The organism is Paraburkholderia sp. CI3 (genome assembly GCF_050436505.1).
Taxonomy (GTDB): domain Bacteria; phylum Pseudomonadota; class Gammaproteobacteria; order Burkholderiales; family Burkholderiaceae; genus Paraburkholderia; species Paraburkholderia tuberum.
Genome location: NZ_JBNDMI010000004.1, coordinates 2,869,559 through 2,892,730 on the forward strand (window position 1 = coordinate 2,869,559; position 23,172 = coordinate 2,892,730).

The 23,172-nt window shown below is 66.0% G+C and carries 22 protein-coding genes; 4 read left to right on the forward strand and 18 right to left on the reverse strand.

Annotated features, from left to right (window positions below; genetic code table 11):
- Positions 1-86: 86 nt before the first annotated feature.
- The 4 genes from flgM to OKW29_RS34800 all read left to right on the forward strand — a co-directional run bounded on the left by flgM (position 87) and on the right by OKW29_RS34800 (position 1,868).
- Positions 87-446 (forward strand): flagellar biosynthesis anti-sigma factor FlgM, encoded by a 360-nt coding sequence (gene flgM, locus OKW29_RS34785; RefSeq protein ID WP_429294126.1) that lies wholly within the window; start codon positions 87-89, stop codon positions 444-446.
- 94 nt (positions 447-540) lie between these two features.
- Positions 541-987: a flagella synthesis protein FlgN gene (locus tag OKW29_RS34790; RefSeq protein WP_018418771.1), complete on the forward strand. Its 447-nt coding sequence runs from the start codon at positions 541-543 to the stop codon at positions 985-987.
- Positions 988-1,278: 291 nt separating this feature from the next.
- A complete protein-coding gene (locus OKW29_RS34795) occupies positions 1,279-1,461 on the forward strand; it encodes a type II toxin-antitoxin system HicA family toxin (protein ID WP_429294127.1) in 183 nt (60 codons plus the stop codon).
- Positions 1,458-1,868 (forward strand): type II toxin-antitoxin system HicB family antitoxin, encoded by a 411-nt coding sequence (locus tag OKW29_RS34800; protein ID WP_090802498.1) that lies wholly within the window; start codon positions 1,458-1,460, stop codon positions 1,866-1,868. Before OKW29_RS34795 ends, OKW29_RS34800 begins: the two co-directional genes overlap by 4 nt.
- Before the next feature lie 93 nt (positions 1,869-1,961).
- On the opposite strand, the gene OKW29_RS34805 is transcribed toward OKW29_RS34800, so the two are convergent.
- The 18 genes from OKW29_RS34805 to motA all read right to left on the reverse strand — a co-directional run bounded on the left by OKW29_RS34805 (position 1,962) and on the right by motA (position 23,087).
- Positions 1,962-2,696 carry an RNA polymerase sigma factor FliA gene (locus tag OKW29_RS34805; RefSeq protein ID WP_090802497.1) on the reverse strand — a complete coding sequence of 245 codons (735 nt, stop codon included), beginning with the start codon at positions 2,694-2,696 and terminating at the stop codon, positions 1,962-1,964.
- 30 nt (positions 2,697-2,726) lie between these two features.
- Positions 2,727-3,596: a MinD/ParA family ATP-binding protein gene (locus OKW29_RS34810; RefSeq protein ID WP_184069763.1), complete on the reverse strand. Its 870-nt coding sequence runs from the start codon at positions 3,594-3,596 to the stop codon at positions 2,727-2,729.
- Positions 3,589-5,640 (reverse strand): flagellar biosynthesis protein FlhF, encoded by a 2,052-nt coding sequence (gene flhF / locus OKW29_RS34815; RefSeq protein WP_429294128.1) that lies wholly within the window; start codon positions 5,638-5,640, stop codon positions 3,589-3,591. Before flhF ends, OKW29_RS34810 begins: the two co-directional genes overlap by 8 nt.
- Before the next feature lie 248 nt (positions 5,641-5,888).
- On the reverse strand, positions 5,889-7,991 hold the full coding sequence (gene flhA / locus OKW29_RS34820) for a flagellar biosynthesis protein FlhA (RefSeq protein WP_429294129.1): 2,103 nt from the start codon (positions 7,989-7,991) through the stop codon (positions 5,889-5,891).
- Positions 7,988-9,223: a flagellar biosynthesis protein FlhB gene (gene flhB, locus OKW29_RS34825; RefSeq protein ID WP_429294130.1), complete on the reverse strand. Its 1,236-nt coding sequence runs from the start codon at positions 9,221-9,223 to the stop codon at positions 7,988-7,990. Before flhB ends, flhA begins: the two co-directional genes overlap by 4 nt.
- Before the next feature lie 175 nt (positions 9,224-9,398).
- A complete protein-coding gene (locus tag OKW29_RS34830; protein WP_429294131.1) occupies positions 9,399-10,715 on the reverse strand; it encodes a DUF3443 domain-containing protein in 1,317 nt (438 codons plus the stop codon).
- Between the two features lie 14 nt (positions 10,716-10,729).
- Entirely contained in the window at positions 10,730-11,275 is a 546-nt protein-coding gene (locus OKW29_RS34835; protein ID WP_184065972.1) for a DUF2844 domain-containing protein, read from the reverse strand.
- A gap of 337 nt (positions 11,276-11,612) precedes the next feature.
- Positions 11,613-12,323, reverse strand: a complete 711-nt coding sequence (cheZ, locus tag OKW29_RS34840; RefSeq protein ID WP_187615271.1) for a protein phosphatase CheZ — start codon at positions 12,321-12,323, stop codon at positions 11,613-11,615.
- Position 12,324: 1 nt separating this feature from the next.
- The gene (gene cheY / locus OKW29_RS34845) at positions 12,325-12,720 is read right to left on the reverse strand and encodes a chemotaxis response regulator CheY (RefSeq protein ID WP_018418782.1); all 396 of its coding nucleotides are present in this window, start codon (positions 12,718-12,720) and stop codon (positions 12,325-12,327) included.
- A gap of 61 nt (positions 12,721-12,781) precedes the next feature.
- Positions 12,782-13,870 (reverse strand): protein-glutamate methylesterase/protein-glutamine glutaminase, encoded by a 1,089-nt coding sequence (locus OKW29_RS34850; RefSeq protein WP_429294992.1) that lies wholly within the window; start codon positions 13,868-13,870, stop codon positions 12,782-12,784.
- Between the two features lie 5 nt (positions 13,871-13,875).
- Positions 13,876-14,595 carry a chemoreceptor glutamine deamidase CheD gene (cheD, locus tag OKW29_RS34855; RefSeq protein WP_018418784.1) on the reverse strand — a complete coding sequence of 240 codons (720 nt, stop codon included), beginning with the start codon at positions 14,593-14,595 and terminating at the stop codon, positions 13,876-13,878.
- Positions 14,592-15,563, reverse strand: coding sequence for a CheR family methyltransferase (locus OKW29_RS34860; RefSeq protein ID WP_429294132.1), 972 nt, complete (start codon positions 15,561-15,563; stop codon positions 14,592-14,594). Before OKW29_RS34860 ends, cheD begins: the two co-directional genes overlap by 4 nt.
- Positions 15,564-15,767: 204 nt before the next feature.
- Positions 15,768-17,624: a methyl-accepting chemotaxis protein gene (locus OKW29_RS34865; RefSeq protein WP_429294133.1), complete on the reverse strand. Its 1,857-nt coding sequence runs from the start codon at positions 17,622-17,624 to the stop codon at positions 15,768-15,770.
- A gap of 39 nt (positions 17,625-17,663) precedes the next feature.
- Positions 17,664-18,191 carry a chemotaxis protein CheW gene (locus OKW29_RS34870; protein ID WP_184069781.1) on the reverse strand — a complete coding sequence of 176 codons (528 nt, stop codon included), beginning with the start codon at positions 18,189-18,191 and terminating at the stop codon, positions 17,664-17,666.
- Positions 18,192-18,269: 78 nt separating this feature from the next.
- Positions 18,270-20,636 (reverse strand): chemotaxis protein CheA, encoded by a 2,367-nt coding sequence (gene cheA / locus OKW29_RS34875; RefSeq protein WP_429294134.1) that lies wholly within the window; start codon positions 20,634-20,636, stop codon positions 18,270-18,272.
- Positions 20,637-20,732: 96 nt separating this feature from the next.
- Positions 20,733-21,110, reverse strand: a complete 378-nt coding sequence (locus OKW29_RS34880; RefSeq protein WP_184035000.1) for a response regulator — start codon at positions 21,108-21,110, stop codon at positions 20,733-20,735.
- Positions 21,111-21,193: 83 nt separating this feature from the next.
- A complete protein-coding gene (gene motB / locus OKW29_RS34885; protein ID WP_090802477.1) occupies positions 21,194-22,204 on the reverse strand; it encodes a flagellar motor protein MotB in 1,011 nt (336 codons plus the stop codon).
- A 22-nt stretch (positions 22,205-22,226) separates the two neighbouring features.
- Positions 22,227-23,087, reverse strand: a complete 861-nt coding sequence (gene motA / locus OKW29_RS34890; RefSeq protein ID WP_090802475.1) for a flagellar motor stator protein MotA — start codon at positions 23,085-23,087, stop codon at positions 22,227-22,229.
- Positions 23,088-23,172 lie beyond the last annotated feature (85 nt).

Consider the following 23,172-nt stretch of genomic DNA (forward strand, 5'->3'; position numbering starts at 1 on the left):
GGCGGCGAGCCGGGTGTCGAGCGATTGCGCTAAAGTTTTGATCAGCGGTTGCCGTTATCAGGATCAAATCGTTAGGGAAACCAATCGTGAAAGTCGATCCCACCACCTCTTCAAATCTGCCGTCGTTGAAAGACGCTTTGTCCCGTTCGCAGGAGAGCGGCGAAGCCACGCCGGCAGCCAGCACCACCCAAGGCGCGACGAGCACGGCCGCGCCGGCCGCAAGCAGCGCGTCGGGCGACACGAGCGTGAGCCTGTCGGGTCTGTCGCAGCATCTGCACAGCCTCGCGGCCTCCGGCTCGGCCGACATCGACACCGCGCACGTCGAGTCGATCAAACAGGCGATCAAGGACGGCAAGCTGCAGATCGACTCCGGCAAGATCGCCGACGGCGTGCTGCAGACGGCGCGCGACCTGTTGCAGAACAAAACCTCGTCGACCGGCAACTGATCGGCATTGCGCCGCGCGGTGATCTGCCGGGCGGCGTCCGACCAACCCGGTTCGCGCGCCGTTCGCGAGCCAGTGTGCGTAGCGAGTTGTTGATATGAAAGACGCCCTCGTTGCTACCCTGATCGAAGAATATTCGACCGTCGAGGCATTCGCCTCGATCCTCACTCTCGAAACCAAAGCGCTGACGGCGGTCTCGCCGCTGGAGCAGTTGCCCGCGATCGTCGAGAAGAAAACCGAGCTGATCGGCGTGCTCGCGAGGCTCGAAGCCGCGCGCGACTCGCATCTGGCCGAACTCGGCTTTCCGACCGGCTGGTCCGGCATGGAGCTCGCGGCCAGCACCGACGCGCGCGTCGCGACGCAATGGAAGCTGCTGCAGAAAGCCGCGGATCGCGCGCGGCGCGTCAACACCAACAACGGCGAGCTGATCCGCGTGCGGATGGACTACAACGAGCGCGCGCTAAAGGCGCTGCAAGTCAACGTGCCGCGCAAGACGAATCTGTACGGGCCGGATGGACGAGTTCCGGCTTATTCGGGACTTTGATCGGCCCGCCTGCCCGGCCTGCAATCGAGCAATATACGAAATGAATGAAAAAGCCCGTCATCGACGGGCTTTTTTCGTTTTCCGCCGCCGCTTTTCCACCCACTTCCCTGTCCGTTCCGCGCCGCGTTAGCCGTTCGGCTAGCTGGCGCTAGTCCACCTCGTCACGTTGAAATGGTCACTTCGTTCGAGCTTTCGCCAACGCCGCGGCTTCGACGCGGCCGCAATTCGACGGGCGGAATCTTGTTTGCTCGTTAGTTTGTGTAGGCGTGTGTATAATGGAGGGTATGATGTATGAACAGTGCCGAGGTCGTCAAAATGATTCAAGCGAATGGCTGGCAGCTCGTCCGCATAGCGGGCAGTCACCATCATTTCAGGCACGCGGGAAAACGGGGGCTCGTGACCGTCCCGCATCCGAAAAAAGATTTGCCGGCCGGCACCCTGAACAGCATTCTGAAACAGGCGGGGCTCAAATGAAGCATCTGATCTTTCCGATCGCCATCGAACCCGGAGACAACACGCACGCGTTCGGCGTCGTGGTGCCCGATATTCCAGGCTGCTACTCCGCGGGCGACACGCTCGAACAAGCGTATGTGAACGCGAAAGAGGCAATCGAATCGCATCTCGAAACCTTGCTCGACGAAGGGCTGCCGCTGCCCGAGCCTCTCACGCTAGGTGAGCATCGGCGCAATCCCGAGTTCGCGGGGTTCACATGGGGTTTCGTGACGACGCGCAATATTCCGGCGTTGAAGAAGGCGGTTCGCATCAACATCTCGCTGCCCGAGGTGCTGGTGCAGGAGATCGACGCGTATGCGCAGGCGCGCGGTATGTCGCGCTCGGCGTTTCTCGCGCTCGCCGCCGAGCATGAGATGGCGAACGCCTGAGCAACGGCAGGCGGCACAGGCGCGCATCGGCATCGGCGCACCGCCGCATCTGAAGGCAGCGTTTGAAAAACGGCGTGCGGCGCCGCGGTGCCGTCAGTTCGCTTCGGCGTTCGCCCAGGCCATTTCGCGCAGTCGGGCGCGCAGGCGTGCCACGGCCTGGCTATGCAACTGGCACACGCGCGATTCGCTGACTTCCATCACCGCGCCGATCTCTCGCAGATTCATGCCGCGCTCGTAGTACAGCGACATCAGCAGCTTCTCGCGCTCCGGCAAGCGGTCGATCGCTTCGATGAGCGCCGAGCGCAGGCTGTCGTCGAGCAGCGCCGAGAGCGGATCGGAATGATCGACGCAGTAGCGGTCCAGAAAAGGTTCGTCGTCGGCGGAGCGGTCGAAGTCTTCGTAATAGATCAGCTGGCTGCCATGCAGGTCCTGCAACATCGACTGATATTCGTCGAGCGGCATTTGCAGGTGCTCGGCGACCTCCGCCTCGCTCGCCGAGCGGCCGAGGTTCTGCTCCACCTTGTGCACCGCGGATTCCACTTCGCGCGACGTGCGGCGCAGGCTGCGCGGCAGCCAGTCGTTGCTGCGCAACTCGTCGAGCATCGCGCCGCGAATCCGCTGGCTGGCATAGGTCTCGAACTGCGCGCCCTGGTCTTCCTTGTAGCGGCCGGCGGCATCCAGCAAACCGATCATGCCGGCCTGGATCAGGTCGTCGAGATCGACGCTCGCCGGCATTTTCGCGACAAGCTGCAAGCCGAGTCGACGCACGAGCGGTGCGTACTTCGTCAAAACTTCGGCCTGAGAAATCTTTCCCTGAGCGTTGTACATCGTGCTCCCCTTGTCCTTCGTGCACGCCTTTCAAGCGTGATGCGCGGACGGTTGGTCGGCGTGGTGCGCCGCTGTAACTGTCGCAGGCGCCCGCCAGGGCGTTTGCGACGACATCGCTGGCCGCATCGGCCAGTACTGCAATTCGGCGGCGAGATGGCGGAAGTCGCGCGCGGCCGGTGTCGACGGAAACGCGTCGACCACGCAGCGCGACAGCTCGAGTGCCCGGGCGATGCGCACGTCGGCCGCAATGCAGCCGGCGTTTTCCAACGCGACGGTCAGGTAACGGCCGGCCACGCCGGCGAGATTCGCGAACGCGGCCTGCGCGTCGTTGGCGCTTTGCACGTGATTCGCGAGCACGCGCAACTGCGCGATCGCGTGCGCGTAATGCAAACGCTTGATGCACGCATAGGCCTCGGTGATCGCCTCGCCCGACATGCGCGCGACGATCATCACGTCATGCGCCTGCTTGGCGAGCGGCGACAGATGCCCTTCGTCGTCGAGCTGCGCGTCGATCAGCACGATATCGGCCGAGCCGCCGAGCAGCACACCGAGTTCGGCCTCCGTATGCCCCTCGCGGTTGTTGCGCGAGGCGGACAGCACCGAAAAACCGAGCGCGTGACGCGCGGCGGCGAAATCGACCGGGCTCTCGCCGCGCATCACCGCCGCGAAGTTGCCCGCGCCGCGCAAGCCGCCAAGCATCGCGCTCACCGACTTCTCACCGACGCATTCGTCGATCACCAGCACGTCCTTGCCCTGCTGTGCGAGCGCCGCGGCGAGGTTGACCGCCACGGTCGTATTACCGATGCCCGACGACGCACCCGCCAACGCGATCACGCGCGCGCCGCCGCGCCCGAGCAGCCGGCGCAACCCTTCGGCTTGATCCGAAACGAATTTATCCAAAGCGAACCTCGTGCAGCTCGGCCGTCGAACGTGCGGACAGCGAGGACAGCAAAGCGGGGATGTCGTCGTCGTGCGGCACGAACGGCGAGCTGTCGCGCGGAATGCAGAAGGTGCTCTTGATCAGGAATTTCTTCGTCGCGACGTAAAGGTTCTCCGGCACCTTCTGTCCGGTCGATACGTAATGCACCGGCAGCTTGTAGCGGATCACCGTATCGAGCACGCCGCCGAGGTTGGTCGCTTCGTCGAGCTTGGTCAGAATGCAGCCGGCGAGCGGCTGCTGGTCCGGCGCGCGCTGATACGCCTGCACGACTTCGTTCAACGTGTCGCCGTGGCTCGTCGCGTTGAGCAGCAACAGACGCTGCACCGGCTGGCCGGCGCGGCTTAGCATCGCGATCTGGTCGGACACGAGCCGGTCGCGCTGGCTCATACCGATCGTGTCGATCAGCACGATGTGCTTGTTGCGCAACTCCGAGAGCGCGAGCTGCAGATCGGCGCTGTCCTTCACCGCATGCACCGAAACGCCGAGAATCTTGCCGAAGATGCGCAGCTGTTCATGACCGCCGATGCGGTAGCTGTCGGTCGTCAGCAGCGCCACCTTGCTCGCGCCGAAGCGCATCACGCAGCGCGCTGCGAGCTTCGCGGTGGTCGTCGTCTTGCCGACGCCGGTCGGCCCCATCAGCGCGAATACGCCGCCGCGCTCCATCAGCGCGTCTTCGTCCTCCATCACCGGCAGGTTCGACTCGAGCACCGAGCGCACCCAGTCCATGCCGCCATCCATCGTGTCGACATCTTCGGGCAGGTTGTCGACCAGCATCTGCACGAGCTGCGCGGAAAAACCGGCGGCGAACAGGTGCTTGGTGAGCGCGGCGCGTGCGGGACTGCGGCGCTGTCGATCGCCCCACAGCAGACCCGCGAAGTGCTCTTCCATCATGTCGCGCATCGACGACAGCTCGTTCATCACGGTGTCCTTGACGACCTGCTCCATGCGCCCCTTGATCGCTTCGGCGACGGCGGACGGCGTGCGGCTTTCGTCAGTAGCGGACGGCACGGGCGCGATCTTCTGAGCGGCGCGGCGCGCAGCGGCTTCGGCGGCTTCGCGCGCCCAGTCGGGCGTGTCGATCACCGGCGGCACGGCGGCCGGCCGCGCGTCGACTGCGCTGCCGAGGCCTTTGGCGGTCGCGACGGCGGGCGTCATCGCGGCGGGACGCGCGCTGTATTGGCCGCCCTGTTGCTGCTGCTCGGCCGCGAGGCGGCGCGCGTGATCGATGAGCCACGGATTCGACTCGGCCATCGTGCGCGGCGCGGCGGCTTTGCTCGATGGAATTGCCGGCGGTACCGGCACGCCGGCAGCTTTCAACAAATCCGCGCGGATGTCTTTCGACAGGCGCGCGGCCGCGGCGCGGGCGCTCGCGCCGGAAGGCGTGGCGGCAGCGGCGGGCGTGGCCGGTGCGTTGAACGATGTGGCCGCGCTGGACGCCGACTGGCTCACGGCGGGCGCGGGGCCTGTCGCGATGGCCGCGGACGCGCCGGTCGCGCCCAGCATCGCCGGACCGATTGGCGAATTGCCGGGCAACGCGGCGGCGGACGCTGCTTGATTCGCGGACATGCTGAGCGCCTGGCTGAGCGCCGAATTGAGCGCCGAATTGACCGTCGTCCTGTTCACCGAGCCGGCCATGAAATCCGCAGCCGCATTCGCCGGCTCGATCGCCGGCGTCGCTTCACCACCCGCTTCCGGGCTCGCGCCGAACACCGACGAAAACACGTCCGGCATTGCGCTCGCGTATGGATTCGTCGGCGCCGCGAACAAGCCGCGCGGGGCCAGCGTCGATGCCGCACCTGAGCCCGTGCCGAGCGCCGCGGCCTGCGCGCCTTCGCGCGCTTTCGGCGTGATCGCGGCGAGATCGCTATCGGCGAGCGCGACGATTTCGACGCTGCCGTCGTCCATCGTGCGATTCGACAGCACGACCGCATCGGGGCCAAGTGCTTCGCGAACGAGACGCAACGCATCGCGACTGGTAGCACCGACAAATTTACGAATGTTCAAGCTGGACCCCCGATGAGGTATACGGACTGACGGACCGGCAATACACCGCTTCCCATTGCGATCAATTATTGCGAAAGGCGTCGGGCGACGATCGATGGATAAAGACCGTTAAAGGTGGGCAATTCGCGCGATGGACACACGGCAGACGCATCGTTCGACGAGCCTGGGAGAGCCGTGCAAACGCAAACCGGCGCCCCATTGGAGCGCCGGTTTGCGTTGTATCGACAGCCGCGGGCGAGCGACCTTCGTCAGCCGTGCGCGCCGATCAGATTGACCACCTTGACGTTGCGCGTATCGGGCACTTCCGCATACGAGAGCACCTTCAGCTGCGGCAGGCTGCGGCGCAGGAAGCGCGCGAGCATCGGCCGCAGTGCGTGCTGCACCAGCAGCACCGGAGCGAGGCCAAGGTTCTGCTGACGCGTCATCGCTTTCTGCGTTTCGGTGAGCAGCGTGTTCGCGAGACCCGGTTCGAGGCCCGGGTTCGGTCCGGTCGATAGCGCCTGCGACAGCACCCGTTCGAGGTTCGCGTCGAGGCCCATCACCTGCATGTCGGCGGTCCCGGGGAACCACTGCTGCGTGATCGCGCGGCCCAGCGCGAGCCGCACCGCGGCGGTGAGGTCGTGCGGGTCGGTGAGCTTGGTCGCGTGTTCGGCGAGCGCTTCGAGGATCGTGCGCATGTCGCGAATCGGCACGCCTTCTTCGAGCAGGTTCTGCAGCACCTTTTGCAGCGTGGTGAGCGGCAGCATCTTCGGCACCAGATCGTCGACGAGCGACGCCGTGTCCTTCTGCATCCGCTCGACCAGCGACTGCACCTCGCGGCGGCCGAGCAGCTCCGACGCGTGCGTGACGACGAGGTGATTCAGGTGCGTCGCGACCACCGTGCTCGAATCGACGACCGTGTAGCCGTATACCTGCGCCTGTTCGCGCAGATTCGTGTCGATCCAGATGGCGGGCAGGCCGAACGCCGGGTCCTGGGTCGGCGTGCCCGGCAGCGCGGCCGATACCTGGCCCGGGTTGATCGCGAGCCACTGGCCCGGATACGCCTCGCCCGAGCCGACCTCGACGCCCTTCAACGCGATCCGATAGCCGTTCGGCCGCAATTCGAGGTTGTCGCGGATATGAATGACCGGCGGCAAAAAGCCGATTTCCTGCGCGAACTTCTTTCGGATGCTCTTGATCCGCTTGAGCAGTTCGCCGTCCGAGTTCTTGTCGACGAGCGGAATCAGCCGGTAGCCGACTTCGAGGCCGAGCGTGTCGATCATCGTCACGTCGTCCCAGCTCGCCTCGGCGTTTTCGACCGGCGCCAGCGCGGCCGGCGCGACGTCGACGAGCGCCGGTGCGTTCTTGCGCTCCTCGGTGCGCTTCTTCATCGTGCGGCCGAGCTGGATCAGGCCGCCGCCGAGAATCAGGAACGCGAAGTGCGGCATGCCCGGGATCAGGCCCATCAGCACGAGAATGCAGCCGGTGATCATCAGCACGCGCGGGTTCGTGAACAGCTGGCCGGTCAGCTGCGTGCCGATGTCCTCGTTGGTCGCGACGCGCGACACGATCACGCCGGCCGCCGTCGAAATCACCAGCGACGGAATCTGCGCGACGAGGCCGTCGCCGATCGTCAGCAGCGTGTAGTTCTTGGCCGCCGCGGCAAAACTCATGTCGTGCTGGACCATCCCGACGATCAGGCCGCCGATGATGTTGATCACCATGATCAGGAGGCCGGCGACCGCATCGCCTCGCACGAACTTGCTCGCACCGTCCATCGAGCCGTAGAACTCGGCTTCCTGAGAGATCTCCGTGCGCCGCGTGCGAGCCTGCTCTTCGTTGATGAGGCCGGCGTTCAGATCGGCGTCGATCGCCATCTGCTTGCCGGGCATCGCGTCGAGCGTGAAGCGCGCGGACACTTCGGCGATCCGCCCCGCGCCCTTCGTGATCACCATGAAGTTGATCACCATCAGGATCACGAACACGACGATACCAACCGCGAAGTTGCCGCCCACGAGGAAGTGGCCGAACGACTCGATCACCTGACCGGCCGCATCGGGACCGGTATGGCCTTCGAGCAGCACGACCCGCGTCGAGGCGACGTTCAGCGACAGCCGCAGCAGCGTCGAGAACAGCAGCACGCTCGGGAACGCGGCGAAGTCGAGCGGCTTCATCGTGTACATGCTGACGAGCAGCACCATCACCGACAGCGCGATATTGAACGTGAACAGCAGATCCAGCAGGAACGGCGGCAACGGCAGAATCATCATGCCGAGGATCATGCAGATCAGCACCGGCCCGGCGAGGGCGCGCAGGTTGGTGCTGCTCAGCGCATCCGGCCGTCGGGCGAGGAAACCGGCGCGAGCGTTCATGCGGAGGCTCCGTTGTTGTCGTCGCTAGTGGCGTCGTTGGCGTTGTCGTCGGCCGGGTTCCGCGTGTCGGCGGCTTCCTCGGCGGCGTCCTCGTCCGATACGCCGCCCTTGTCGAGTTCGGGCGGCACGTCGAGTTCGGTCGGCGCGACCGGCACGTCGCCGCCTTCGGCCTTGAAGCGGCGCAGCTGATAGACCCACGCGAGCACTTCCGCGACCGCGCCATAGAGCGGCCCCGGAATCTCACGATTCAGATCGACGTTGTGATAGAGCGCACGCGCGAGCGGCGGCGCTTCGAGCAGCGGCACGTTGTTTTCGGTGGCGATCTCGCGAATCCGCGCCGCCACGAGGTTCACGCCCTTCGCGACCACCTTCGGCGCGCGCATCTCGCCGTCCGTGTACTGCAGCGCGACCGCGAAGTGGGTCGGGTTGGTCACGACCACGTCGGCCTTCGGCACTTGCGCCATCATGCGGCGCCGCGCGATCGCGCGCTGCTGCTGGCGAATCTTGCCCTTGATGTGCGGATCGCCTTCGCTCTCGCGATGCTCACGCTTCACTTCTTCCTTCGTCATGCGCAGCTTCTTGTGGAACGACCACAGCTGGTACGGCACGTCGAGCGCGGCCACCGCGAACATGCCGGCCACCGTCATGCCGCAGCACACCGCGATCAGATGCACGGAGTTGGCGAGCGCGAGATTGAGCGGCTGCGTCGCGAGCGCGAGGAATTGCTCGTGGCGATTCCAGATCGCCGTGCCGCCGATCAACCCCACCACCAGCGTCTTCGCGAGCGACATGCCGAGCTGGATCGGTCCGTTGATCGAAAATATGCGGCCGAGGCCCTCGATCGGGTTCAGCCGGTTGAACTTCGGCTCGAGCCCTTTCGCGGACAGTTGCCAGCCGCCCAGCGCCATCGGAGCGAGCAGCGCGGCAAGTCCGGTGACGCCGAGTATCGGCACGAGCGCGTAGAGTCCTTCGCGACCCGCTGTGCCCGCGCCGATCAGCATGCGGCTGGTGTCGAACGCGCTCGCGTGGTTGAAGGTGAGCGACGCACGCAGCATGTTCTGCAAATGCTCGCCGATGCTGCCCGACATGCCCCATACGCCGTAGAACCCGGCCGCGAGCAGCGCGAAGGTCGACAGCTCCCGCGAACGCACGATCTGCCCCTCCTCGCGCGCCTTCTGCAGGCGCCGAGGGGTGGCGGATTCGGTTTTTTCGAGGTCGCTGTCCTCTGCCACAAAGCTCTCCAGTCGGCCGAGGCACGGCGCCTCTTTCCAGTGAGAGCGATTATTCCTGCTCGACGCAAGCGCCGATCGGCGGATAAGGGCGGAGAAACGGGGGTATTTCGACGGATGAGCGGACGGCTCGCGCGTTTGTCACGCAAGCCGTCCGGCATTGGATCGACGTGCGGCTTCAGTAGCCGACGAAGGGGGAGGGACCGCCGCTCGCGGTCTGATCGAGGTGGTAGTACACGTAGCGGCCGTAGAAGAACGGCAGACCGAGGTCGAAGCTGGCGCTGCCGCCGATCTGGCCGGCGAGAGTGTTGAACGCGTAGTTGCCGCCGTTGGCGAACAGCGTCTGCGCGTTCACGATGCCGATGCTCGCGACCGCCGACACGTTGTTCTTCCCGACCAGCGTGACCGTGCGGGTCTGCGCCGACGACGGGCAATAGAAGCCCGCGAACTGGCTGCCGCACAGCGTGAGCGTGCTGTCGCCGAAGAAATAGGCGTTCGAGCCGGAATCGAGGAACGCCTGGACGGTCGTGCCGTTGAAGGTGCTGTTGTTGAGGTCGCCGTATGGGTCGGTCGTGAACACCTGCGCAGCGGCAAGCGGGTTGTTCCCCTGCGTGCCGATGCCGAACACCAGCGTGCCGGTCGCCGACGCCTGCCCGGTGTTCGACACCGGTGCCATCTGTACGATCACGCCGTTGTTGTCGAGCGGGAAGTTCGCGACCGGATTGGCGATCTGTTGCGGAATCGGCACCGCGGTGCGCGTGCACGACGTGCCGTTCGGACAGGCGAAGTAGTTGCTGTAGGTCGCCGCGGTCGTCGTGTTCGCGCAGGTTGCGCCGCAATCGGTCAGCGCGGTGCCGATGCCGAGGATGCCGTTCGCGCCCAGATCGGCGGCCGTGTTTTCGGCCGGGCCGCTGCCGCAGCCGCTTGGTACCGTGCTCGCGGCCTTGTCGCCGATGATCTGCAGCGGGATGCTGCCGGTCGTCGTTTCGCCGCCGAGCGTCACGATCGCGGTACGCACCGAGCCCCACGTGTAACCGTCCGCGAACGTCGCGCACTCGGCGAGCTGCGCGGCGTTGCTGCCGATCGTGCTGACCGGCAGCGCGCCGAGCAGCGTCGAATTGAGCACCGAGCCAACAACGCGCAAGCCGAACGAGCCGGTGTCGACCTGGATGTTGTTGATCGTCTGGCAGTTGCTGGTCGAGCCCGGCGCGCAGATCGTCACGCTGACGGTCGGGATGTTGATGACACCCGAAACGCCCCGGCCGACCGTGATCGGCACCGTGTTCGACGCATTCGCGGAGATCGGCTGCTGGGTCGGGCTGGCCGGCAGCGAACCGCCGTTCAGTCCGTTCGAGGTGCTGCCGCCATTGTTGGAACTGGAGTTGTTGTCGCTACCGCCGCCTCCGCCGCAGGCGACGAGCGTCGCCGTGAGCAGCACGGCAAGCGCGGCCTGCATCCAGCTTTTGAGGTTCGCGGTCGTGAGCATGGTTCGCATCGTGGTCCTCGCCGTTACTGGATGTCGGAACCGCTGACGCCGGCCGGCAGCGCGGAGGGCAGCCACGCGACGCCGCTGAACGCGCCCATGTGGCCGCCCGAACGCACCACCAGCCCGCTCTCGTCGACGGCGACCGGCCCCCGCGCATTGCCGCGCGCGGCCCGCACGGCCTTCACGCCGGCCACGTACTGCGGGAAATAACTGCCGAGCAGATCACTGAGATCGGGCATTTGCGGACCATGCCACGAAATGCCGAATACCGCGCCACTCGTGCTCAGGTATTCGCGCACCACGGTGCCGTTGCCGAACGTGGTCTCGCGCACCGTGTAGGAAGCGGGTGTGGAAGATGTGGAAGACGCCGCGCTCGACTCAGAACGCATGACGCTTTGCGATGTGCCGCTGGCGGGCTGCACCACGCGGGAGGACACCGACGCGTCGGACGGGGGGGTAAGCGGCGCGCTGCCCAGCGCCGCATGGGCGGATTGCGCGGCCGTCAGGGCCAATAACGAACATGGCAATACGAGCGCCGTGACTCCGGCGCGACCAATACGACTCCACATGAGAAGCTCCTCCCGAGCCGCGGCACGCTTCGCCGACTGCGCGAAGCGGCCACTTATAGGCAGATGATACGGCACCGCCGCGGCCGCAACGCTGAGGGATGGCCTCACCGGGCGACTGCCCGGCGTTGCGCGGGCCGGGTGCCGTACCGCTTTGACCTCGTATTATGCCTGCGGATTCTTTCAGCCGGCGCAAGGGGCGCCCACGCGCGCGACTTGCCGACTATTACTAGCAGCAAAACGTACGGAAGATGGGTAGCCGGTACTCATTGAACGCGTGATTGGCGCAAATCGCGGAGAAACCACCAGCCCGGCGCGCTTGCCGGGCCGAGTCACTTGCTCAGAAACCGAGGCTCGCGAGCAGATCGTCGACCTGCGATTGATCCTGCACCACATCCGTCTTGCCTTCCGGATTGATCTGCGGACCGTTGAGCAGATGCTCCGGGCTGCCCGTCGACGACACCTCCGCCTTGAGAGCCGCGGCGTTCGCCGCGAACTGCTCGCGCCGCTCGAGCGCGATGTTCTCGACCAGCACGCCGAGCAGCTGCTGCTCGATCAGATAGACGACGTCGGTGATCTTCTTGATCACCTGGCCGGTCAGATCCTGGAAGTCCTGCGCGAGCATGATCTCCATCAGCTGCGAGTTGGTCGCGCCGGTCGCCTCGGGCACGCCGCGCAGAAAGGTGCGCGTGTCGTTCATCAGCGCGCGCACTTCCTCGCGCTCGATCGGCGCCGCGTACCACTGCTCCCAGCGCGCGTCGAGCGTGCCCGCGTCTTTCTGCAGCTGCTCCTGGATCGGCTTCGCGATGTCGATCGCCGACAGCACGCGCTCGGCGGCCTGCTCGGTCATGTTGGCGATGTACTTCAGGCGATCGCGCGCATCGGGCACGGCTTCGGCCGCGCGCTCGACGTGCTTGTCGAGCCCGAGTTCGCGCATCGAATCGCGCAGCGTGCGCGTCAGTTGTCCGATGCGGGCAAGGATGCGGTCCGACGCGAAGTCGCCGCTGTCGTTGCCCGCTTCGGCGCCAGGCGTTTGGGTCGGCGGCGTCACGTCAGCTCCCGGCTTTCGCCATTTTCTCGAGGATCTTGTTGAGCTTCTCGTCGAGCGTCGCGGCCGTGAACGGCTTGACGACGTAACCGCTCGCGCCGGCCTGCGCCGCCGCGATGATGTTTTCCTTCTTCGACTCGGCCGTCACCATCAACACCGGCAGGTGCGCGAGGCTCGCGTCGGCGCGGATTTCCTTCAGCATCGCGAGACCGTCGAGGTTCGGCATGTTCCAGTCGGAGATCACGAACTCGTAGCTGCCGCTGCGCAGACGCGCGAGACCGGCCGCGCCGTCTTCCGCCTCGTCGACGTTCGAGTAGCCCAGTTCCTTCAGCAGGTTGCGGACGATCCGGCGCATCGTCGGAAAATCGTCAACCACCAGAATCTTCATTCCCTTGTCCATTTCTTTCCCTTTGCTTGATCCATGTTGCGGCGTTCGGCCGCGTCATTCCATCCGGCACGCATCATACCCGCTGAACGCGGTCACCCATCGACGACAAACGCGCCATCACGCGCCGGCTCATGTCCGGCAGCGCGGCGATTTCGTCGGCCGCGCCAAGCGCGATCGCCTCGCGCGGCATGCCGAACACGATGCAACTCGCCTCGTCCTGCGCCAGCGTGTAGGCACCGGCCTTTTTCATCTCCAGCAGCCCGGCCGCGCCGTCGCGCCCCATGCCGGTCAGGATCACGCCAACGGCGTTCTTGCCCGCATGCTGCGCGGCCGAACGGAACAGTACATCGACCGACGGACGATGCCGGTTCACCGGCGGGTCGTCGGACAGATGCGCAATATAGTTCGCACCGCTCCTCGCGAGCAACAGATGCGCATGGCCCGGCGCGATGTACGCGTGCCCCGGCAGCACACGCTCGCCGTGCTCTGCTTCTTTAACGGTAATCCGGCACAAACCATTGAGGCGTTGCGCGAAAGATTTCGTAAAGCCCGGCGGCATGTGCTGCGCGATCAGCACCGCGGGCGCGTCGGGCGGCAGCGGCACCAGCACTTCGCGGATCGCTTCGGTGCCGCCCGTCGAGGCGCCGACGATAACCAGCTTCTCGGTACTCAGCAGCGGGTTGTTGAAGAGCGGCGCGGCGCCGACCGGCGCCTGCGCGGCCTGGGTGGCCGCATGCTGCGCCGGCGCTGCCTGGCGTACGCGCGCGCGGGCTGCCGCGCGAACCTTGTCGGCGAGCTTTTCCGCGTAGTCGAGCATGCCGTCGCGAATGCCGACCTTCGGCTTGGTCACGAAATCGACCGCGCCGAGTTCGAGCGCGCGCAGCGTGATTTCGTTGCCGCGCTCGGTCAGCGACGACACCATCACGACCGGCATCGGCCGCAGACGCATCAGCTTCTCGAGAAAGTCGAGGCCGTCCATGCGCGGCATTTCGACGTCGAGCGTCAACACGTCCGGGTTGTGCTGCTTGATGAGCTCGCGCGCGACGAGCGGATCGGGTGCCGTCGCGACCACCGTCATGTCCGGCTGGCTATTGATGATTTCGGTCATCAGGCTGCGGATCAGCGCCGAATCGTCGACGCACAATACCTTGATCTTTTGCACAGCGCTCACGCCTCCTCTGTGGTTCTGGCGTTGTTGGAATGAGTCGGGCGCGGGCTCGCGCCGAACAGTTCGATTCTCGGCCGCGCGGCGGCGGCGGCCGGCTTCGCGAACAGCTCGACCCGCTTGCGCGCGGCGGCGAGCCGCTCCGCGCGTGCTTCGGCGCTTTGCCGCACGAGCGCCTGCTCGCGCTCGGCAACGCCCGCTTCCTGTTGCAAGCGCAATTTCTTCACCATCACCTGACCGGTGCGCGGCATGAACGCGACCTTGCGCGGGTGCGAGCCCTGCAGGTCCTCGGCGACGATGCGGATCTTTTCGGTGGCCAGATAGCGGCGCACGAACTCCGAGTTGCGATCGCCGATGTTCATCGTCGTCATGCCCGCGAGCACCGCGCCGCCGCCGAACACCTTGGCCTCGAAGCGCTCGCGCCGCCCGCCCGCCTTGATCAGTTCGTTGATCAGCACTTCCATCGCGTACGCGCCGTAGCGCATCGAGTCCGACGCGGCCTGCGCGACGTCGGCGCCGTCGTCGGGCAGCATGAAGTGATTCATGCCGCCGATGCCCGCGGTGCGGTCCTGGATGCAGGCCGCGACGCACGAGCCGAGCACGGTCACGAGCACCATGTCTTCGCTCGTCGTATAGAACTCGTTGGGCAACAGCTTCACGCCGGGGCGCTGGAAGTGGTTGTCGTAGTACAGGTTCGAAGCGATCGGCAGCGTGCTGCTCATGCGGCCACCCCGCTCGATTGATGCGCGTCATGCGCGTCAGGCGCGTTGGCGCGCGACGGCGCGCGAGTGCCGCCCGCGTCGCGCGTCAGTTCGTAGACGGTCTGGCCGCGCAGCCGGAACGCTTGCGTCACGTACGTGAAGTTTTCCGAATGGCCGGCGAACAACAGGCCGCCCGGTTTCATCAGCGGCTCGAAGCGCGTCAGCACCTGCGCCTGCGTCGGCTTGTCGAAATAGATCATCACGTTGCGGCAGAAGATCGCGTCGAACTGCGTGCGCAACTGGTAATCGCGATTGGTCAGGTTCAGTTGCTCGAAGCGCACGAGCGCGCGCACTTCGGGACGCACCTTGACCATCCCCGCATGCGCGCCCGTGCCCTTCAGGAAGAAGCGCTTCAACCGCTCGGGCGACAGGTGCTTGACCTGGTCGAACTGGTAGACGCCGGCCTCGGCCTTCGCGAGCACCTGGGTGTCGATGTCGGTCGCGAGCACCGACGCCTGGCGCGCGCCGCTGTCGCCGAGCGCCTCGATCAGCGTCATCGCGATCGAGTACGGCTCCTCGCCCGTCGATGCCGCCGAGCACCACACGGACACCGGTTGCGCACGGCGCGGCACGAACTCGGCGAGGATCGGAAAGTGATGGGCTTCGCGGAAAAACGCCGTGAGGTTGGTGGTCAGGGCATTGGTGAACGCTTCCCACTCGGCCGGATCGTTTTCCGCTTCGAGCAGATCGAGATACTGCCGGAACGTATCGATGCCGCGCGCCCGCAAGCGGCGCGCGAGGCGGCTATACGCCATGTCGCGCTTGTGGTCCGACAGCGAGATGCCCGCCCCGCGATGAATCAGCTCGCGGATGCGGGCGAAATCCGCCGCCGTAAATTCGAAATCGCGGCCCGTCTCGACGGACCTGGCCGGCTCTGTGCCGTCAGGTGCTGCCCGCGCGGGGCGTTGTGTTGCGCGCGTTGCCATCATGAAAATTCCTGTCTGCGATATGAGCCATCACGCTCGCCGCCCAGCCGGACTGCCTGGGAGGTAGGAATTGTCGTCGCGGGGTCGCGCCCTCCCGCGAGTACCAGCGACATATGGCCGGCTCGCGACACGCGTGCTGCGCGTGCTTCGATGCTTCGCCCATCCGCGGGCGCGATGCCGGTTGACCACATGTCACTCTGCCGTTGCCTAAAATGTTTCCCAGTCCGCGTCCGAGCTCGCCTTCGCCGTGCCCGGCGGAGCGGCGCGCGTGGGCGTGTCGGTCGTGACGCGAGCCGCGGCTGCGGCCGGCCGGGGCTTCAATACCGGTTCGACGCGTGCGGTTGCGTCGTGCTGCGTCGGGGTCGCCGCGCTCGCCGCGGTTGCCTTCGATTCCTTGCTCGCGCCAACCGGGTTCACCGGAGTCGCCGCGCTCGCCGCTTGCGGTGCAGCCCTGGCGAGCCGCGCGGGCGTCTGCGCACGCGTCGCCGGGGCGCTCTGACGCGCCGGTGTGCCGGTTACCTTCCAGCCGCCCAGCACCGCCTGCAACTGCCGCGTCTGATCTTCGAGCGACGCCGCCGCGGCCGCCGCCTGTTCGACCAGCGCCGCGTTCTGCTGCGTGACCGAATCCATCTGCACGACCGCGCGGTTGACCTGCTCGATGCCGCCCGACTGCTCTTCCGACGCCGCGCTGATCTCGCCCATGATGTCGGTCACGCGACGCACCGCCTGCACGATTTCGTCCATCGTCGTGCCCGCGCGGCCGACCAGCTCGGAGCCGCTCCTGACCTTGTCGGCCGAATCGCCGATCAGCTCCTTGATCTCCTTCGCGGCGCTCGCGCTGCGCTGCGCGAGGCTGCGCACTTCGCCCGCGACGACCGCGAATCCGCGGCCCTGTTCGCCGGCGCGTGCGGCTTCGACCGCCGCGTTCAGCGCGAGGATGTTGGTCTGGAACGCGATGCCCTCGATCACGCCGATGATGTCGACGACCTTGTTCGAACTGGTCGCGATTTCCTGCATCGTCGTGACGACCTGGCTCACCACGTCGCCGCCGCGCGTCGCGATGTCCGACGCGTTGACGGCGAGCTGGCTCGCCTGGCGCGCGTTCTCGGTGTTCTGCCGCACGGTGCCGGTCAGCTGATCCATGCTCGATGCGGTTTCCTGCAGCGACGCCGCTTGCTGCTCGGTGCGCTGCGACAGATCGGTGTTGCCCATCGCAATTTCGCGCGCGCCGGTGTCGATCGATTCGGTGCCGCTGCGGACCGCGCGCACCATCGTCGCGAGGCTTTCCTGCATCCGCTTGATGCCCGCGAACAGACGGCCGATTTCATTGTTGCTGAACACCTCGACGGGGGTGGACAGGTCGCCCCCAGCGATCCGCTCGAAGCACGCGGTCGCGTCGTTCAGCGGCTGCACGATGAGACCGCGCAGCGCGAAACGGATGCCGACCACCACCAGCAGCGCGAACACCGTGGTCACGCCGATCAGCATGATCATCAGCGACGCGCTCGACTGCGCGCTCGTTTCCTGATCGGCCACGCTCTGCCGCAACGCCTGGATCACCGCGGCGGCGGCCGCGTCGTAGGCGATGAACATCGGGCTGATCTTCGTGTCCGCGACCGCGTGATACGCGTCGAGATTGTTCGCGTTCAACGCGGCGAATTCGACGTCGACGCCGTCGTGCATCACCGTCGTATGCTTCGCGAGCACATCGTCGAGCAAGGCCTGCTCGACGCGGTGCTTCGGCGCGTCGAGATACGCCTGCCAGTTCTGCTTGCTCTTGCCGAGCAGCTCCTGCGCGCGATCGAGCGCCTTCTTCGCCTCGTCCGCGTTACCGGCGGCCGTCAGCGTGTTGAAGCGATCGATCGCGATGCGCGAACGCAACAGATACGCCGACGCATCGTCGAGCGCATGAATCGCGACCAGTTCGCCGCGTGCGATGCGATCGAGCGAGCCGCTCGCGCGATTCAGCGCGGTCAGCCCGAGCGCGCCGACCACCACGGTCAGCGTCACCAGAAGAATCCCCACCATCGTCAGCGACGTGCGGATCGACCACCTGCTCAGCATTTTGATGCTCCTTGTGCCGGGTTCCGTTACTGCCTGCGCTCAGACGCCGAGCGTTTCGGTCAGCGACATCTCGGAGCTGGTCATCAGCTTCTCGATGTCCATCAGGATCAGCATGCGGCCGTCGACCGTGCCGAGACCGGTCAGGTATTCGGTCGTCAGCGTCGCGCCGAATTCCGGTGCCGGCATGATCTGATCGACCGCGAGCGTCAGCACGTCCGACACGCCGTCCACGACCATGCCGACCACGCGATGCGCGACGTTCAGGATGATCACGACAGTCTGATGGTCGTACTCGACGCGGCCGAGATGGAACTTGATCCGCATGTCGACGATCGGCACGATGATGCCGCGCAGGTTGATCACGCCCTTGATGAACTCGGGCGCGTTGGCGATGCGCGTCACGTTGTCGTAGCCGCGGATTTCCTGCACCTTCAGGATGTCGATGCCGTACTCTTCCGCGCCGAGCGTGAAGACGAGGAATTCCTGACCGCCGGCGTCCGCCTGCGCGTCGCGGCGACCCTTCGCCCCGCCCGCGACGCTCGAATTGATGGATTGGACTTCTGCCACGTTAGCCCCCAAACGGTTGGGATGAATTGAGTTGAAGTTGTGTTGCGATGTCTGTCAGTGCCGCGTTTGCTGCGTGCGTTACGCGAGGCTCATCGCCTGCGCATGCCCATGCGCATGACGCGATTCGCGGTTCAGCGCCGCGACGTCCACGATCAGCGCGACGCTGCCGTCGCCCAGAATGGTCGCCGCGGAAATGCCGTGCACCTTGCGGTAGTTCGTTTCCAGATTCTTCACGACCACCTGCTGCTGGCCGACGAGTTCATCGATCAGCATCGCGAAGCGCCGTCCCTCGGTCTGCATGATCGTGACGATGCCCTGGGTCGGCTCCTGCTTCGCATCCGACACGTTGAACACCTCGTGCAGCGCGACGAGCGGCAGGTATTCGCCGCGCACGCGCACCACGCGCTCGCCGTTGGCGACCGTGTAAATGTCTTCGGCTCGCGGTTGCAGCGACTCCATCACGAAGTTCAGCGGCAGGATGAAGATCTCGTTGCCGACCTTCACCGACATGCCGTCGAGGATCGCGAGCGTGAGCGGCAGCACGATCCGCGTGGTGCTGCCCTTGCCCGCGTGCGACGTGATCTCGACGTGACCGCCCATCGACTGGATGTTGCGCTTCACCACGTCCATGCCGACGCCGCGGCCGGACACGTCGGTGACCTGCTCCGCGGTCGAGAAGCCCGGCAGGAAGATCAGGTTCCAGACTTCCTCGTCGCTCATCGTGTCGCTGACCTGCATGCCCTGCTTGGCCGCCTTCGCGAGGATCTTGTCGCGGCGCAGGCCCGCGCCGTCGTCGCTGACCTCGATGACGATGTTGCCGCCGTGGTGCGCCGCCGACAGCACCAGCTGACCGGTCGAATCCTTGCCCGCCGCGCGCCGCGCCTCGACGGTTTCGATGCCGTGGTCGAGACTGTTGCGCACGAGGTGCGTCAACGGGTCGATGATCCGTTCGATGAGGCTCTTGTCGAGTTCGGTCGCCTGACCGAAGGTGACGAGTTCGACCTCCTTGCCGAGTTTCGCCGCGAGATCGCGCACCAGACGCGGGAAGCGGCTGAACACGTAATCCATCGGCATCATGCGGATCGACATCACCGCTTCCTGCAGATCGCGCGCGTTGCGCTCGAGTTGCGCCATGCCGTTGAAGAGCCGGTCGTGCAGCGCCGGATCGAACGTGCTGGTGGTCTCCGCGAGCATCGCCTGCGTGATCACCAGCTCGCCGACCAGATTGATCAGCTGATCGACCTTCTCGACGCCGACGCGAATCGAGCTGCCTTCGCCGCCGGCCGCCGCGGCGGCCGGACGGGGCGCCTTGCGGTCCGGGTCGGCGGACGCGGCCGAAGCCGGTTTGGCCGCCGCCTGAGCCGCCGCGGGTGCCGCTGACGGCGGCTCGATGCTGTCCGCCTGAGCGGGCGGGCTTGCGGCCGCAGCGGTGAGGGCCGCCGGGGTCGACGATGCTGCGGGCTCCGTGTGAAGGACCGGCTGCGCCTGCGCCTGCGCTTGCGCCGCGGGAGCGGCGGGCGCGACCTGCGCGGATTGCGCCGGTGTCGGAGCGGCAGCGTCGGGCGTTCCAGGTTCGCCCTGCTGCGCGTCGTCCACCGGCGCGGTGCCACGGCCGATCGTGATCTGACTTTCGTCGATCACGAAGCAGCACACGGCGATGATGTCGTCGGAAGATACGTCGCTCGAGAGCCACAGCGTCAGATCGCTGCCGCTCTTGACCTGCCCGACGATGTTGCCCAGGTTGCCCAGCTCTTCGGTGAGCAGTTCCTGGTCTTTCTCTCCCACGCCCCGTAGCGTAATTTTCAGATGTGGGCCGGCGCTGTCGGCCGTGCCCGCGGCTTGTCCGGTCTGTGCCGGTTCGCCGTCGATCCATTCGCCCGCCGCCTGCACCGCCTGTTCGACGACGTGCTCGGGCGGGGTGCCGCCTTGCTGCTGTACCGCGGTTGCTTGTGTTGTTGTTTGGGTTGCCGTCGCCTGCGCTGCTGCGGGCGCGGGGGCGCTCACGGCCGGCGCGGTTTCGGCGCTCGCCGCCGCTGCCGGCGCGCCGCCCATGCGGCTTTCCGCGTGCAGCTGCTCCAGCTTCGCGCAGATCGCACGCGCCACCGCCGCATCGGGCTCGGCGCTCGCGCGATAGTCGGCGAGCTGGCCGGACAGCACGTCCTTGGTTTCGAGGAACGTGTCGATCATGTCCTTGCGCAGCACCAGCTCGTTGTTGCGCGCGCGATCGAGCAGCGACTCGAGAATGTGCGTGGTCTCGGTGAGCGCGGTGAAACCGAACGTCGCCGCGCCGCCCTTGATCGAATGCGCGGCGCGAAAGATCGCCGCGAGGTCTTCGGGGTCCGGGTGGGCCACGTCGAGATTGAGCAGCAATTGCTCCATCTGCGCGAGCAGTTCGTCCGCTTCGTCGAAGAACGTCTGATAGAACTGTGTGATGTCGAGTGTCATGCCTGGTTCACCGCGAGAGTGCCTGTCTGGCGTGAGTCGCCGTAGAGGCGCGTCGAGAGCTATCTGTACTGTGTCTAAAGGTGTTGATGACGCGGATCAAGCCGGGTCCGGTTCGGCCAGCGCCGCCACCAGCTCGGTCAGCAGGTCCGGGTCGAGCGGCTTTTCGATCCAGCCGGTCGCGCCCGCCGCGCGCGCCGCCTCTTTGAAGGGTTCGCCCGATTCCGTCGTGAGGACGAGGATGGGCGTCGCCTGATAGGCCGGATTTCCGCGCAGCGCGGTGATCAGATCGAGACCGGTCTTGCCGGGCATGTGCTGGTCGGTCAACACGAGATCGAACGCCATCGCGAGCGCGTTTTCGAGCCCTTCGTTGCCGTCCGCCGCGAGCGTGACTTCATAGCCGGCGCCCGTCAGCGTCGCGGCGAGGATCTGCCGCATCGATGCCGAATCGTCGATTGCCAGGATGTGCCTGATCATGAAAACCTCGCTGCGCTTAACACTGGGCCGCCGGGCGGTGCGCGCCGGTCGGGCGCGGGCCGCGGCCCGGCGGCCGCGGTCTGTTACTGGGCCGGTGGCGCCGCCGCCGGCAACTTCGGTGCAGCCGTCACCGGCTGCGCAAGTCTTTGCAGCAGCGGCTTCGAGCCGGCTGCGTCGTCCGACAGGGTCGTCGTCGTGGAGTCGTCGTGATCGAGCGCCTCCTCGGACTTCCTGTTCAATACGATGATGCTGATGCGACGGTTTTCCGGATCGAGCGGGTCCGCCTTGTTCAGGTTCTGCGTCGACGCGAGACCGAGCACGCGCATTACCTTCGCTTCGTCCATGCCGCCCGCGACCAGCTCGCGCCGCGACGCGTTGGCGCGGTCGGCCGACAGCTCCCAGTTGCTGTAGCCCTTCTCACCGCCCGCGTACGGCACGGCGTCGGTATGGCCCTGCACGATGATGCGGTTCGGCACGTCGTTCAGCGTGTGGCCGATCTCGCGCAGGATGTCGCGCATGTACGGCTCGACGACGTCGCGTGCGGTCGCGAACATCGGCCGCTTCTGCGAGTCGACGATCTCGATGCGCAGGCCGGTCAGCGTCGAGTCGATGCGGATCTGCTGCTTGAACTGGCGCAGCACCGGGTTCGCCTCGATCGCGGCCATCAGCTTGACCTGCAGGTCGTGCAGGCGCACCTGTTCCTGGCGTTCGAGCGCGCCCGTCAGCTGCTTCACGGAGTCGTCGTCGTTGTGCGACGCGGTGCGCTCGGCGCGGCTGCTGCTGCCGTCGGTCGAGCGGGTCACGCCCTGCGCGTCGGTCGAGATGTCGCGACCGCCGCCCTTCAGGATGCTCGAGTCTTCGGCGCTGCGATCGCCGCCCCACAGCGTGATCTTCAACGGCTGGTTGAAGTAGTCGGCGATACCTTTCAGCTGCACGGTGGAGGCCGAACTCAGCAGCCACATCAGCAGGAAGAACGCCATCATCGCGGTCATGAAGTCCGCGTACGCGAGCTTCCACGCGCCGCCGTGATGACCGGACTTTTTCGGCGCGCTGCGCTTGACGACGATTGCGCGGTCTTTGTCCTTGCTGCTCATCGATTCGGTTCCCGTCGCCTGCTTATTTCGCCTTGACGCGGCGCACGTGCTCTTCGAGCTCGGCGAACGACGGGCGCTCGGTCGAGAACAGCACCTTGCGGCCGAACTCGACCGCGATCGCCGGCGCGTAGCCGTTCAGGCTCGCGAGGATCGTCACCTTGATGCACTGGAACATCTTGGTCGACTCGGTCACGCGCTGCTCGGCGACGCTGGCGAGCGGCCCGATCAGCCCGTACGAAAGCAGAATGCCGAGGAAGGTGCCGACGAGCGCCTGCGCGATCATTTCACCGAGCACCGCGGGCGGCTTGTCGGCCGAGGCCATCGTGTGCACGACGCCCATCACCGCGGCGACGATACCGAACGCCGGCATCGCGTCGCCGACCTTGGTCAGCGCGTGCGCGGGCGCCTCGCCTTCCTGGTGGTGCGTCTCGATCTCCTCGTCCATCAGGCTTTCGATCTCGAATGCATTCATGTTGCCGCCGACCATCAGCCGCAGGTAGTCGGTCAGGAACTCGATGATGTGCTTGTCGGCGAGGATCTTCGGGTACTGCGTGAAGATCGGGCTCTTCGACGGATCGTCGATGTCGGCTTCGAGCGTCAGCGTGCCTTCCTTGCGCGCTTTCGCGAGCAGCACGTACAGGAGCCCCATCAGCTCCATGTAGACGTCCTTGTTGTACTTCGCGCCCTTGAACAGGGTCGGAATGACGCGCAGTGTCGCCCGGATCGTCTTCATCCCGTTACCGAGAATGAATGCGCCGACTCCGGCGCCGACGATCATCAGCACCTCGACGGGTTGCAGCAGCGCGCCGAGATGGCCGCCTTCGAGCGCGTAACCGCCGAAAACGGACAACAGCGTCACGAGTGTTCCCACGAAAATCAGCACTGCCGAGCCCTCACAAAAAAGCGACGGTTACCGTCGTTAGTCAGGTTTACGGCACCGAGGCGGAAAACTTTGGGGAAAAAGACGG